The sequence below is a fragment of the Peribacillus glennii genome (assembly GCF_003429105.1).
GTDB lineage: Bacteria > Bacillota > Bacilli > Bacillales > DSM-1321 > Peribacillus > Peribacillus glennii.
On the sequence record NZ_QVTD01000003.1, the window covers coordinates 641,193 to 655,861 of the forward strand.

Genomic DNA, 14,669 nt, shown 5'->3' on the forward strand with positions numbered 1-14,669 from the left:
AAACCTGATCTTTGACCAGAGTAAACCCAAATTAAGCTGCATTCGCTTCCTGCATTTTTTTCTGTTTCTTTTCATCGAATTTGGCTTTGGCGAAATTAATGATCAGTACAAAAATCAATATCGCTCCAGTGATAACCCCTACTATAGAACGGGGAACCTCCAATAGATTCAAGCCGCTTGATAGAACCTGGAAAATAACCACAGCATAAACAGTTCCCATCACTTTTCCGTAACCGCCTTCAATTGCCGTGCCGCCAAGGACTGCGGCTGCCACACTTTGAAGAAGGTAAGAAGACCCTAAATCCACTTTTGCCATATTATAGCGCGAGGTCATGATGATAGCCGCTATGCTTGCAAGCAATGCTGAATACATATACACACCCATAAGGATCTTGCTGTTGTTCACCCCTGAGAATAAGGTAGCAATGGGATTGCTTCCGACCATATAAACACTTCTGCCCCATTTGGATTTAGTCAGAAGGACTCCGGTCAATATCGCAAATAAGATAAATATAATGATTGATAACGGAACCAGTCCCATATAGTAACCATTTCCTATCAAGCTATAACTCTCGCTGAAGCCTGAAATTGAATTTCCTTTTGTAAGGCTTAAGACAATTCCTTCAAATAAAACCATTGTCCCCAACGTTACCAGAATCGAAGAGACACCGATTTTTGAAACGATAAAACCATTAATGTAGCCGCACACCAACCCTACAACAATACCGACCAGTATGGATAATAGCATAGGGTATCCATTGCTTTGCATAAGTGCGATTGCTACACCTGCCAGTGCTGCTGTGTATGTAATGGAGAGATTGATCCCGCCGGTTACAATAACCACCATCATCCCTAATGCAATTAATCCGAACTCGGGAATTTGGAACATCATATTGGTTATATTTTGCGAACTTAGAAACCCTGGTGCTAGGACGCTCATCACGACAATTAACCCTAATGCAATAAGGCCCAAAATACTCTCTTTCGACAGAGCTTTCATGTTTCCACCCCTTCCTTATGCCTCTACTTCAATTTTTGCCAGTTTATCCTTTGAGCGTTTATATTGAATTTGATCATAAGAAACCGCTATTAAAATAATCGTGCCTACTACTACCTTCTGCCAGAAAATATCGATGCGGGCAAGGATCAGTCCATTTTGCATAATTCCCAATAAGAGGACTCCAAGGAATGTCCCCATAATCGATCCGCGTCCGCCCAAAATATTGGCCCCGCCCAGTACGACAGCTGCAATGACCTGAAGTTCAAATCCGAGCAGGCCGTTTGGATCGACAGCCTTTGTATATGAGAGTTGAGCTATGGCCGCGATTCCCGCCAATAAGCCCATATAGCCATATACAAAGATTTGTACCTTGTCAAAGTTGATTCCGGCCCGAATGGAGGATTCTTTATTTCCGCCTACAGCCAACACTTCACGTCCAATGACCGTATATTTCAAGATATACCAGGTTCCCACCGCGATGATCGCGAAGATGAAGACGATTACCGAGACACCGAATATTTGAAAATTGGCAAAGTCGACAAATATTTTTGGAAAACTTGTACTGTTTAAGTATGTTCCATTTGTAAGGTATAAGATAATTCCATTGATCATGCTCATGGTTCCAAGCGTTACAACAATGGCCGGGATTTGAATTTTTGAAACCAATATCCCGTTTAAAGCGCCCAGCAGCACACCGATCAAAGGAGCAACGATGAATAACAGGAGAATGGAGATCGGGCTATCTGGAAGGACAGTCAAAAACTTTCCGGCCATGACACAGACCGCGGTTGTAACGGCCGCCACAGAAACGTCAATTCCGCCAGTAATGATGACCAAGGTCATCCCAACAGCCAGAATGCCTAGAACTGCGTTGCCTTTAAGGATGTCAAAAATGTTTTCAAATGTTAAAAATGCAGGGCTGACAAAAGAGAGAGTAATGGACAGCAATACAACGATTGCCACAATGCTCATTTCTTTCGATTGAAGAATAGACTTCACATCGGTATCCCCCTTTCTTCACCGAGATCTGGATTTTCTCTATGGACTCCAGTTTGTTTTGAACCCAGTAAAGCGTAGTTCATAATGTTTTCCTGTGTAGCTTCATTTATTGAAAGTTCCCCTGCTATTTTTCCATGCCTCATGACCAGGATACGGTCGCTGACCGCTAAAACCTCTGGCAATTCCGAAGAGATAACAATGACTCCCATCCCTTCTGAAGCAAGTTTTCGCAGAAGTTTATGAATCTCGGTTTTTGCGCCGATGTCAATTCCGTTTGTCGGTTCATCGATGATCAGGATTTTAGGTTTAGTGGACAACCATTTTCCAATGACCACCTTTTGCTGATTCCCTCCGGATAATTGGCCTGCTTCCATTTTAGGGAGTGCAGGACGGACATCCAGCGTTTCGACATAATGGTCTGCCAATGCCGTTTCTTTCTTGCGGTTGATCAATCCCAAGGCGTTTCTCAAAGTTTTTAAAACGGGAAGAGATATATTGTTGATGATGGATTGCTGCAGAATCAATCCCTGTGTTTTTCTGCTTTCAGGTATGTAGGCAATCCCTTTTTTTACCGCATCCTCCGATGACCGGACCTTCACTGTTTCTCCATTAATCTTGATCTCGCCGGTAAATGGCCTGTTCACACCGAAAATTGCCTGGGCAAGCTCCGTACGGCCTGAGCCGACGAGGCCGGTAATCCCCAGAACTTCTCCTTGCTTTAATTCAAAGGAGATATCTCTAAAATTCCCTTCCTTCGATAAACCCTTTACTTCGAAAATCGTATTGCCGGCTTTGATTATGCCCTGATTTTTTTCGTAAAGCACTTGCCGTCCGACCATCAGCGTTATCAATTTATCTTCATCTAAATCGTTGGTTTCATATGTTCCAACAAATTTGCCATCGCGTAAAACGGTAAAACGGTCAGAAACTGTAAAAAGCTCCTTTAGTTTATGGCTTACGAAAATGATGGCGATTCCCTTTCGCTTCAAATCATTAATTACTTTATATAATTTTTCTACTTCTCCGGCAGAGAGTGAGGATGTCGGTTCGTCCATCACGATCAATTTTGCGTCAAATGCTAAAGCCCTTGCTATCTCTATTAACTGCTGCTGGGCAATGCTTAACTTTTCGACCGGCATGTTTAAATCCACTTGCACATCCAGTTCTTTCAGTGCTTTTTCCGCTGTTTCCTCGATCTTTTTCCAATCTATCTTTTTCCAGCTTTTACTGGTGCTTTCTCTTCCCATATAAATATTTTCAGCGACGGACAGGTTCGGGAAAAGGCTCAAATCCTGATAAATGATCGAGATACCCTTTAAAGTGGCATCAATTGGCTTATGGATCCCGGCTTCCTTGCCTTCAAAGTAAAACTCAGCACCTGGATCAGGGGCATATATTCCTGCCAGAATCTTGATCAGGGTTGATTTGCCGGCTCCGTTCTCGCCAATTAACGCATGCACTTCCCCTGGCTTTACTTCAAGCATTACATTATCAAGCGCTTTTACACCAGGAAAGGTCTTGCTGATATGGTTCATTTGCAATAAGTATTCAGTCATCTTTATCCTCCTCCCAATGTACTTTATACTTGCGGGGACCGACTTTTGTTTAATTTGTAATAGCTTATATTCCGTTCTTCACAGAATTTGTTAACCTCTTCCAAATTAGGAATGCCGACTTGTGCACCGAGTTTTGTCACTTTCAAAGCGCCTACAATGGAAGCAAACTTCACAGCAGAAACGAGGTCTTCACCTTCCGCAATTGCACAAGCGAGCGCACCCGCGAACGAATCGCCTGCCCCAACGGTGTCCAGGGCTTTCACTGGTATGGATGGAACAAATTCTAACCGGCCGTTTTGGTAAACTAATGACCCTTTTTCAGCCATCTTGATAATTGAATTCTTGACACCCATTGATTCAAAATATTTGGCAGCTTTTAAAGCTGTATCAACAGAAGTGACATCAATATTCGTCAGCTGTTTTGTTTCCTGGCGGTTTGGAACGATCAAATCCGCATATTCCAAAGCCCGTACGGTTATCCCTTCGGCGGGGGCAGGATCGAGAATCACAAACATTCCTTTCTTTCGTGCCTGGATCATCGATTCAATGACCACCTCTTCTGGTATTTCCATTTGAACCAGAAGAACGTTGCTGCCTTCGATTTTCGAAAAAGCCTGGTTGATATCAGTTACGTTTAAATCTTCATTGGCACCTTTAAATACAAGCATGGTGTTCTCAGCAGTACTATCAATCGTGATGATCGCACACCCAGTGGAACTTTCTTCTACCTGTTTAACAAATGACGTGTCAACGTTGCTTTTTTTTAATGACTCCAGAATAATGTCACCATACAGGTCCTTGCCGATGGAACCTATCATATGTACAGAACTTCCTAAACGGGCACAAGCTGTAGCCTGGTTTGCCCCTTTTCCGCCGGGCAATACTTCCATTCGTTTTCCAAACATGGTCTCCCCTCTATTTGGATAACGGTCAGCAAGGGCTGCTATGTCAATGTTGATGCTTCCTACAACCGTAATTTCCGCCATGCTCCACCCTCACTTTCATTTCGCATCAACTTTTACCTGTTGGTTTTTTATAAATTCACGTAAATTTGCAATGCTTTCTTGGAAGGTTGACTCTTGCCCGAACAAGCAGGACGTGCCCAAAACGAGCATTTCAGCTCCGTTTTCTATTACTTCAGGGATCGTGCGGTAACCAATATTTCCATCTACTTGAATGTCAATCTTGTATCCGCTTTCCTCAATCAGGCGTTTCAGATTTTCAATTTTTTTGTTCATTAGCGGGACGAATTTTTGTCCTGCAAATCCAGGATTCACTGTCATTACTGTTACGTAATCAATTACATCCAGTACATACTCGATTTCCGTAAGGGAGGTGGAGGGATTTAATGCAACTCCTGCTTTAATCCCTTTATCGCGCAACGATTGCAGTGTGCGCTGTAAATGCTGGGTTGCCTCAGCATGGATGGAAATCATATCCGCTCCTGCGTCAATGAAGAGGTCCAAATGGTCTTCCGGTTTTTCTATCATTAAATGTACGTCAAATGGCTTCTCACTAAATTCCCTTAGCTTCCGTATCAAGTCTGGCCCCATAGTAAAGTTCGGGACAAACCTGCCATCCATTACATCAAAGTGATAATAATCCACGCCGGCCTTATCCAACCGAATGACTTCTTCCTTTAAGTTCCCCATATCTGCACACATCAGGGAAGGTCCAAGCAATGCCATGTTCATCCACCTTTCATTGGTACTTTTGTCTACTATTGCTTTGAATTTCCATGAGAGATTTCATAAGCAGTGTTTCTTTTCCAAAGTAGTTAGAAACAGATTCATAGATTGCGAATAAATCATCATATTCTTTCATATTTTCAGAAATCGGCAGATAAACGTCACTCTTATAGTGAATCATCTTATTAATGGCTTCTTGTACCGAATCCCACCCACCAGTTTCTGCGCCTGCTGCAACCGCAGCCAAAACGGCTGAACCCATTGCACTTGCGTGTGGGATCGTCACGACATGTACATTTTTTCCTGAAATATCTGCAAACATTTGCATTAATAATCGATTTTTCTCGGCCAATCCGCCGCCTGCATAAAGTTCTTCAATGTTGATACCGCTTTCATTGAACGCTGTTAAAATTTTTCGTGTCCCAAAGGCAAGCGACTCCATTAATGCCCTGTAGATATGCTCTGGCTTCGTATTCAGCGTAAGGCCAATTAATGTCCCTGTTAAATTCGGATCTTTTAATAACCTATCGCCATTCCACCAGTCCAGTGCTATAACCCCGGTTTCACCGATGCCCAACCTCGAAGCTTTTTCCTCCATTAGCTGGTATATTGAGATCCCCCGGTTATCTGCTTCATCTTGGTACTCTTTCGGGATGCAGTTTTTCATAAACCATGAAAATGTATCTCCGCCTGCACTTTGCCCGGCTTCATATGCATAATACCCAGGAATGATGCCGTCTTCGACCACTCCGCTAATGCCTGGTACAAAAACCTCTTTTTCATCAATACACATATGGCATATTGAAGTTCCCATTGCCATGACCATTGTTCCCGGATTGCTGATTCCGGCTCCTAAAACTGCCGCGTGGGCATCAATGATTCCCGTCGCTACGGCAACCTTATCTGATAAGCCGAGTTCATCTGCTATTTCCTTCGATAAAAGACCTGCCCTGGACCCGATAGGCAAAATTTCGTTAGTCAGCTTTTCGTCAACCACATTTTCCATTTGCGGGTGAAGAGTTTTAAAAAAGTCACTCTTTGGGTAACCGGTACGTTTGCTCCAGCTTCCTTTATATCCGGCCATGCAAGAGCTGCGATTTTCCTTGCCGGTCAGCTGCATGACGATCCAGTCGCCTGCTTCTATAAATCTATCAGCTGCATTGTATATTTCAGTTGCTTCATTTAAGACTTGTAAAATCTTAGGAAACATCCATTCCTCTGAAATTTCACCGCCATATCTTTTAATGAAAGGCTCATTATTATTGTATGCGGTTTCATTAATCAGTTTAGCTTCCTTATAAGCTGCATGATGCTTCCAAAGCTTTACCCAACTATGTGGGTTTTCTTTGAATTCTTCACGGAAACAAAGAGGTTCCCCATTTTGCTTGATGGGCAGTATCGTGCTGGCGGTAAAATCGATTCCAATTCCGATGACCTGTTCCCGTTCTACATCTGCCGCCAATAGACAACCTTTTATACATGCTTTTAAACTATGTAAATAATCGCGCGGGTCTTGTAAAGCCCAACCCTTTTTCAGCGCTATATCAGTATCAGGCAAGCAATCAGTGATCACACCATGAGGGTAAGGATTGACAGATGATGCAACCATTTCCCCGTTTGACGCATTTACTAAAATTGCCCTTGCAGATTCGGTTCCAAAATCGATTCCAAAAACAAATTTAGTTTCCATTCCCTTCAACTCCTTGCTTGTTTTCAATTATAAACGGACCTTTTTTGCTTTGCAACATAATTTTCTGGCTTTTCAAAAAAATACAAAGAAATATTTTTGTTTTATATGAATAGTTTGTGGTTGAAAGCGGTACCTACATTTTTTCACACAAAAAAACACACAGAATGTATTTCTGTGCGTTTTATTGATCCGCTACTATTGTGTTGATACCCGTGTTGCGAATCGTGCTTAATTCGTTTACTGCCATTTTGTTATCGGTAATTAAATAATCTACCTTATTGAGGTTTACTAGTTTTATCAGCGATTTTTGTCCGTATTTGCTATGGTCCGCCAGCAAGTACAATTGTTCGGAAATGGAAAGGAACTTTTTCTTTATCTGCGCTTGTTGCTCATGAACTTCACTGATCCCTCGCTTTACATCAAATCCCATGCAGGAGAAGAAAAATTTATCTACATGATAGTCCTCAATCACCTTTTCGGTCGATACCCCGACAAACGACATTGAATCTTCCAATAAATATCCGCCCACCGTAATCACTGTAACGGAAGGATATTTGGCAAGCTCAAGTGTAACGCCTATCGAGTTTGTGATGACGGTAATCTCTTTATCTGTAAGATACCTAGTCATCTGTAAAGCAGTTGTGCTGGCATCGAGGGCGATTATGTCTCCATCCTCAACCAAAGAAGCTGCTTTATAAGCAATGACCTGTTTTTCTTTAATGTTAACCGACTGCCGTTTTAAGACGGGAATTTCAGTTGCGTTCTTTTTAACAGTAATGGCCCCTCCGTGTATCCTTGTTAAAAAGCCTTCTTTTTCCAAGCGTTCCAAATCCCTTCGGATTGTCTCTTCCGTGACCTGGAACCGCTTGCTCATATCAGAAACACGTATCGTCCCTAATTCATCCACGAGCCTAATTAAGCTTGCTTGCCTTTCATTGCCCACCCATGCAATATCCTGTGTGCTATTAATCATGGTCACGATACCTCATTTCTTCTTAATTTCCAAGAAAAACGTTTTAAAACCAATTATCTGATTGTTTATTTTTAATAATAACACAAATATAATCTTTGTTTTCAATATTATTTTTTTGTTTAAAGCAAAATGTTTTTCTCAAGCATGTGGAAAACACTTTTGGTTTTCTTTTAAAAAAATGAAATCCAGAACGAAACTCACAGACAATTTAATTTTGTTAAAGGAAAATCCACAATCCATTTTACCTTTTTCACAGTCCTGCAACAATGTTTAAGCTTTTCCCTATTGATTTTTGAATTATAAAAAACCCTTTACTTCGTTCTTTTAAAAAAGAGTGAAGTAAAAGGCTAAAATCTTTAGTAATTTATAATGTCTCAGCTTCTTTTTGACAGGACATTATCTTCATATTGTTTGACGTGCTCCAGCCACTCTTCTCGAACAGGTACACCTTGGATGGCACAATAATAATCCCACACCGCACCAAATGGATAAGACTTGAATTCCTCTCTCAATGCCAGCCTTGTTGTAAGGTCACCTGAGATTTCGATTCCCTTTAATTTTTCGACAGGCTCCAAAAACGCACGCAGCAGTGCTTTCATGGTATTTCTTGCACCAATCACCCACGCTGCTACACGATTGATGCTTGCGTCGAAGAAATCAAGTCCTATATGAGTTTTTTCCAGCAGGTTATGTGTAACTAATTCCCGGGCTATTTCCAATAATTCATCATCCAGAGTTACTACATGGTCACTATCCCACCTGACAGGACGGCTGACATGCAACAGCATCCCTTCACTGAATAAAGAAATGGATGACAGCTTATTTGACACTGTTTCTGTCGGATGGAAATGGCCTACATCTATTCCAATTAGCTTTTGCCGGGTTATCCCATAACCCATGTAAAATTCATGGGATCCAACCACGTAGCTTTCCGACCCAATGCCGAACAATTTACTTTCCACCGCATCCAGGTTATAGGCGGGGTCAATCTGTTCTTTATAAATTTCATCCAATGATTCTTCCAATCTCTTTCTCGGAGACAGGCGGTCTACAGGAGTATCTTTATACCCATCTGGAATCCAGATATTAGTCACGCATGGCTGTCCGGTCTCTTTTCCGAAATACGCCCCTACTTTCCGGGCACGTTTACAATGATCAATCCAAAAATCGCGGATTTGTTTATTTGGATGGCTTAAGGTAAATCCGTCACTTGAATTAGGGTGTGAAAAACAGGTTGGGTTAAAATCCAATCCAAGATTATTTTCCTTGGCCCAATCCACCCATTTTGAAAAATGCCGGGGTTCGATTTCATTAAGGTCAATTTGCTCTTCTGTATCCGCATAAATGGCATGGAGGTTTAATTTGTGCTTGCCCGGTATTAAGGAGAATGCTTTTTCAAGATCTTGGCGCAGTTCTTCCGGGGTCCTTGCAGCACCGGGGTAATTGCCGGTAACGGAAATACCTCCTGTCAGCTCATGTCCGGCATTCAAAAATCCCCGAATATCATCCCCCTGCCAGCAATGCAGTGAAATCTTTATTTCCTTAAGCTGTTCGATCACCTTGTCTGTATCTATCCCATGTGTGGCATATAACGGCTTTGCCGCTTCGTAATTGCGTTCAGTTTGTGCATTCATAAGAAACTGCCTCCTTATATTTTTGAATGATTGCGGTTCGATCTATTTCTTTTGGTGTATACTGCTTTATTTCAAATGATTCCATGACCAGCCGACGGGCATCTTCTAAATTGTCCACTTCTTTTGCTGCAATCATTTGCATAAGCAGATTTCCGATTGCTGTTGCTTCAATTGGGCCTGCATAAACAACCTTTCCGCTTACATCCGCCGTTAGCTGATTAAGATGCTCGTTGTTTGCTCCGCCGCCAACTATATGTACCCTGCTTATTTGTTGGCCTGTGATCTGTTCCAGCTCATCAAGAGCAATGGCATAAATAATTGCGAGATTCGTATAAATACAATTAGCTAGTTCACCGGCGCTTTCTGGTGCTATTTGGTTTGTTTCTTTGCAAAATCCTTGAATTTCTTGAATCATGTCGAGTGGATTGAGGAACCGATCGTGATTGAAATTTACAAATTGTCGAAAATCGTTAATTTTTTTTGCTTCTTCAACAAACTGTCCAAAATTGTAATCTCTGTTCAGTTTTTTTCTGACTTCCTGCAAAACCCACATTCCCATAATGTTTTTTAAGAAGCGGAATGTTTTGAAGGCACCCCATTCATTCGTATAATTGTTTTCCAATGCCAATTCGTTAATAATGGGTGAACCGCTTTCAATTCCTAATAATGACCAGGTCCCGCTGCTAATATAGGCCCAGCCCTCACCAGCACCAGGTGTTCCAATGATCGCTGATGCTGTATCATGGGTTGCTACAGTGATGACTTTGCAATTTGGCAGGTTGTAGGAGGCGAATCGTTCCATTGCCAACGGGCCCAGCTCTGTGCCAGGTTGTACCAAGTCTTCAAACTGCTCTTTTTTGACCGAAATCAACTCAAGCAGTTCTTCATCAAATTGTCCGTATCTTGGGTTTAACAATTGCATGGTAGAAGCATTCGTCATCTCTGTAGCTCCCACGCCTGTCAAACAATACCCTAAATAGTCAGGCACCAATAAGATTTTGCTTGTTCTTTCTAACTGTTTTTTATCTTCCTCATATAGTTGATAAATGGTATTGAAGGGTAAAAACTGAATCCCTGTTTTGTGATAGATATCTTCTTTTGAAATAATCTTTGTCAGCTTCTGAATCGTCTTTTCTGTCCGTTTATCGCGATAAGCGACAACCTCTTGTAACCGCTTACCATCATGATCCAATAAAACATAGTCTATTGCCCATGTATCGATGCCTAGCGTGCAATCATCATACCCCATCGATTTTACTTTTTCTAACCCCTTAAGAATCTCATTTAATAGATGGTCAATATCCCAATAACATGTACCTGCTTGTATGGTAAAGCCATTTGCAAATCGGTGTATTTCTTTCATCTGCAGTTTTCCGTTTAGGATTTCTCCCAGAACCAAACGGCCGCTTGAAGCACCAATATCCGCTGCTACATATACCAATTGAACCCCATCCCATCTCCCCAAATGTATTTAGATTAATGGTATTATAAAAACACAGGTGAATCAACATAAAAAACAGCATATTTCCTTGGAATATTTTTGTTTCGTTGCGCTCGAAACAAAAGAATACCAATAAAAAAAACCTCACGATAAGGTGAAGTTATTTTTCGTTTGATGATCAACTGAACAAAAGAAAACAAAATACCGCTCCGTTCCTTTATTAATCTGCGCCATAATCTAGTAAGGAACGACCTCCACAATAACATTTCTTTCTTCAAGCTTCTTGATGGTTCCTTCTTCAGCCTGGAAATCAGTTATAATTTCTTGTATTTCATTTAGGGTAAAAATGTGAGAAAAGGCCCGAACTCCGAATTTGCTGGAGTCTATCATCATAATCGTTTGGTCGGATCGCTCAATCATTTTCTTTTTTAAGAGCGCATGCCATTCATTTGAGTCACTCAATCCATCATCTAAGTGGAGTCCCTTGCAAGATAGGAATGCTTTATTAACATGGTACATATCCAGGGATCTCTCTGCCAGGGGCCCTACAAAAGACAGCGATTTAGGCTGAAGTCTCCCTCCCGTGGAGATGACTTCGATTTTTTCTTTTTTGCTGAGCTCCATGGAAACCGGCATCGAATAGGTGATGACGGTTATTGGTATATTAGGGAGGGCCTTTGCCATATACAACGCTGTTGTACTTGCATCAAGTATAATTCGGTCCCCGCTTTGAACCCGTTTAACGGCTTCCCCCGCTATTGCCTTTTTTGCCTTTACATTTGTAATTTCCCGCGTTGAAAAATGTACTTCAGAATCTACCTCTTTTATGCTTACAGCGCCTCCGTGGCTTCGCTGTAGTTTTTTTTCTTTCTCAAGCTTTTCCAGGTCACGGCGGATTGTTTCCTCCGTTACGGAAAAAATTTCACTTAGTTCGGCAACCCGGACGCTGGAACGAGAATTAACCAACTCGACAATCTTTTGTTGCCTTTCAGCTACTAACATGACAAACTTCCTTCCTAGATGGACAATATAAAATTAAACATTGATACATTCAGTTTATCCAATTTCGGATTACAAAACAATCATACAGATTAATAGGCGGAATATATCTTCCGCCTATTTCTATTTAATGCCGTATTGTCTTGTGTATCATTTCGGGAAAGCCTGCAGAAACCTAATGATCCCTTTATCTAGTAAACGCTGCTGGTACCCCGCCATCCACGGTTAACATGCAGCCCGTTGTTTTTTCCGCCTTGGATGAAGCAAAGAATGCAATGGATTCCGCAATATCACTAGGGTAAATGTTTACAAGAAGCGTAGTACGTTTACGATAGTGTTCTTCCAATTGGTCCGGATGAATTCCGTATGCGGCAGCACGGTCTTCACGCCATCTTGACCCCCAAATGGCTGAACCTTGAAGAACTGCATCCGGAAGGACGGAGTTTACGCGAATTCCATACTCGCCGCCTTCTGCAGCAATGCATCTTGCCAGGTGTGTTTCAAGAGCTTTAACAGAGCTATAGGCAGCCGCATTTTTCCCGGCATAAACAGAATTTTTAGAGCCCACAAACACCATGTTTCCGCCAATTCCCTGTGTCTTCATTTGCTTGAACGCTTCGCGGGCAACAAGAAAATAACCTGTACCTAATACGTTCATATTTAAATTCCACTCATCCAGCGTTGTTTCATCAATCGGGTTGGAGGTTGCAAGTCCTGCATTATTAATAATAATGTCCACTCCGCCATAAAACAGGGCTGTTTGGTCGAATGCAGCCTGGACTTGTTCTTCTTTTGTAACGTCCATTTTCATCGCTATGGCACGGTTTTCACCAAATTGTCCGTTTATTTCAGCAGCTACTTTTTCTGCGCCCTCAATATTCAGGTCCGCAAGTACAACATGGGCACCTTCAGATACAAGCCGGTTTGCGGTTGCACTGCCGATTCCACCTGCACCGCCTGTTATAAATGCTACTTTTCTGGAGAACTCTGCCTCAGCCGGAGCTAGGGATAGTTTATATAATTCTAAAGGCCAGTATTCTACATTGTATGATTCGTTTTCACTTAGGGAAACAAATTTACCTAGGCTTGTAGAACCCTTCATGACAGCGATTGCACGATGGTATAATGCCCCGCTCACTCTTGAATTTTTAACATCCTTGCCGGTGTTCACCATACCCACACCTGGAATGAGAATAACACGCGGTGCAGGTTCAGACATAATGTCGCCTTCATTTTTATTACGCTCAAAATATTCTTTATAAGCCTCTTTAAAGCTGGTAACTCCTTCATTAACACTCGCAATTAAAGCGTTAGCATCCTTTGTTTGCGGATCCCAATTAATATATAGGGGAACCATTTTTGTATGGACTAGATGGTCCGGGCAAGCTGCACCGATTTGTGATAGTTCGGGTGCATTGTAGCTGTTAACAAATTGCAGTACATCTTCACCGCGATCGTAAGTGAGTAACATTTTCCTCTCGTCGCTGACTGCCCCTCGGATTACCGGCATAACCCTAGCTAAAATTCTAGTAGCCTCGTCTTCAGTCAAAGTTTGATATTTTTGGCCGCCAAATACAGTAGTTTCATCTATTCTTTCATTAATATAATTTTCTGCTTCATTAATGATTTGAATCGTTTTTGCATAAGACTCTTCAGAAGTTTCTCCCCATGTGACAAGTCCATGCTTTTCCATTAACACCAGTTCCGCATTCGGGTTATTCAGTACACCCTGGGCTATCATTTTTGAAAGGGTAAAGCCTGGACGTACGTATGGTACCCATACAAAACGGTTCCCAAATATTTCTTCAGCCAGCTGCTTTCCATTGTCTGCACAGCAAAGGCTGATGATGGCATCCGGATGTGTGTGATCCACATGCTTGAAAGGTAAAAATGCATGCAATAACGTTTCAATCGATGGTCTTGGATGCTTACTGTCAATCATACAGTGAGATAGATAGGCTACCATTTCTTCATCCGGCATTTGATTACGCTCAAATAAAGGGAGAATATCTTCTAAATTGAGGGCTGTAAAATTAGGCGCCTTCATCGTCGCTAAGTCAGAGCCGCTTCCTTTTACCCACATGACCTCAATATCCCTGCCGCGAAAATCCTTTTCGATCGTTTTCACGGAAGTGTTGCCGCCACCCCAGTTACATACGGCACGATCCGACCCAATGAGATTTGAACGATAAACAAGTTCTTCTACCCCTTTTGTAACCTGTGAAGCGGTTATTGGATCCCAATGATTTTTTACCATCTCATACCCTCCGTTTGTTTTGTATTAATTTTGTTATTTTCTGTTTTTATTATAATATATGTTTGTTTATTTTTGAATATATAATTCTTTTATCTTTGGTTTTTTGAATTCTTGTAATTTATTCTGCAGGAGGTTGGGATTAACATTTAAAACCGCCAATCAGTAATTTTCAATTTAGCGAACCGCTTCTCCAAGGTCACTAAAACACTCCCTTTATTTTTAACCATTCAAATGCTTATAGTAGTTTTCAGTTGCTCTGGAGCTATCATTGAAATTTATTGCTACATTATAGAAAAATAAACAAAAGGGGACTGTCCCATAAGCCGTGATTCGACTTATGGGACAGCCCCCTTGTTTTTTGAAGCTAGTATATGAGTTTGCCGTTATTTTAAAAGGCGCGCCGGAACCCCTTTATCACAACACCTGGCTTTC

The 14,669-nt window shown here is 41.6% G+C and carries 11 protein-coding genes; all 11 read right to left on the reverse strand.

Translation table 11 applies throughout. The features are described 5' to 3' along the window. Positions 1 to 31 precede the first annotated feature (31 nt). Complete coding sequence (locus D0466_RS04565; RefSeq protein WP_117321358.1) at positions 32 to 1,000, reverse strand: ABC transporter permease; 969 nt, start codon at positions 998 to 1,000, stop codon at positions 32 to 34. Positions 1,001 to 1,015: 15 nt separating this feature from the next. Then, complete coding sequence (locus D0466_RS04570) at positions 1,016 to 1,999, reverse strand: ABC transporter permease (protein WP_117321359.1); 984 nt, start codon at positions 1,997 to 1,999, stop codon at positions 1,016 to 1,018. After that, positions 1,996 to 3,555: a sugar ABC transporter ATP-binding protein gene (locus D0466_RS04575; protein ID WP_117321360.1), complete on the reverse strand. Its 1,560-nt coding sequence runs from the start codon at positions 3,553 to 3,555 to the stop codon at positions 1,996 to 1,998. The genes D0466_RS04570 and D0466_RS04575 overlap by 4 nt, the downstream gene beginning before the upstream one ends. Positions 3,556 to 3,578: 23 nt before the next feature. Next, on the reverse strand, positions 3,579 to 4,541 hold the full coding sequence (gene rbsK, locus D0466_RS04580; RefSeq protein ID WP_117321361.1) for a ribokinase: 963 nt from the start codon (positions 4,539 to 4,541) through the stop codon (positions 3,579 to 3,581). Between the two features lie 15 nt (positions 4,542 to 4,556). Beyond that, positions 4,557 to 5,243 carry a ribulose-phosphate 3-epimerase gene (rpe, locus tag D0466_RS04585; protein ID WP_117321362.1) on the reverse strand — a complete coding sequence of 229 codons (687 nt, stop codon included), beginning with the start codon at positions 5,241 to 5,243 and terminating at the stop codon, positions 4,557 to 4,559. 13 nt (positions 5,244 to 5,256) lie between these two features. Beyond that, complete coding sequence (locus D0466_RS04590; RefSeq protein ID WP_117321363.1) at positions 5,257 to 6,933, reverse strand: ribulokinase; 1,677 nt, start codon at positions 6,931 to 6,933, stop codon at positions 5,257 to 5,259. A 181-nt stretch (positions 6,934 to 7,114) separates the two neighbouring features. After that, a complete protein-coding gene (locus D0466_RS04595) occupies positions 7,115 to 7,906 on the reverse strand; it encodes a DeoR/GlpR family DNA-binding transcription regulator (RefSeq protein WP_117321364.1) in 792 nt (263 codons plus the stop codon). Positions 7,907 to 8,280: 374 nt separating this feature from the next. Beyond that, entirely contained in the window at positions 8,281 to 9,540 is a 1,260-nt protein-coding gene (rhaA, locus tag D0466_RS04600) for an L-rhamnose isomerase (RefSeq protein ID WP_117321365.1), read from the reverse strand. Next, positions 9,524 to 10,981, reverse strand: a complete 1,458-nt coding sequence (gene rhaB / locus D0466_RS04605) for a rhamnulokinase (protein WP_117321366.1) — start codon at positions 10,979 to 10,981, stop codon at positions 9,524 to 9,526. Before rhaB ends, rhaA begins: the two co-directional genes overlap by 17 nt. A 237-nt stretch (positions 10,982 to 11,218) precedes the next feature. Continuing rightward, positions 11,219 to 11,983, reverse strand: coding sequence for a DeoR/GlpR family DNA-binding transcription regulator (locus D0466_RS04610; protein WP_117321367.1), 765 nt, complete (start codon positions 11,981 to 11,983; stop codon positions 11,219 to 11,221). Between the two features lie 184 nt (positions 11,984 to 12,167). Continuing rightward, the gene (locus D0466_RS04615) at positions 12,168 to 14,237 is read right to left on the reverse strand and encodes a bifunctional aldolase/short-chain dehydrogenase (RefSeq protein WP_117321368.1); all 2,070 of its coding nucleotides are present in this window, start codon (positions 14,235 to 14,237) and stop codon (positions 12,168 to 12,170) included. Between the last annotated feature and the right edge of the window lie 432 nt (positions 14,238 to 14,669).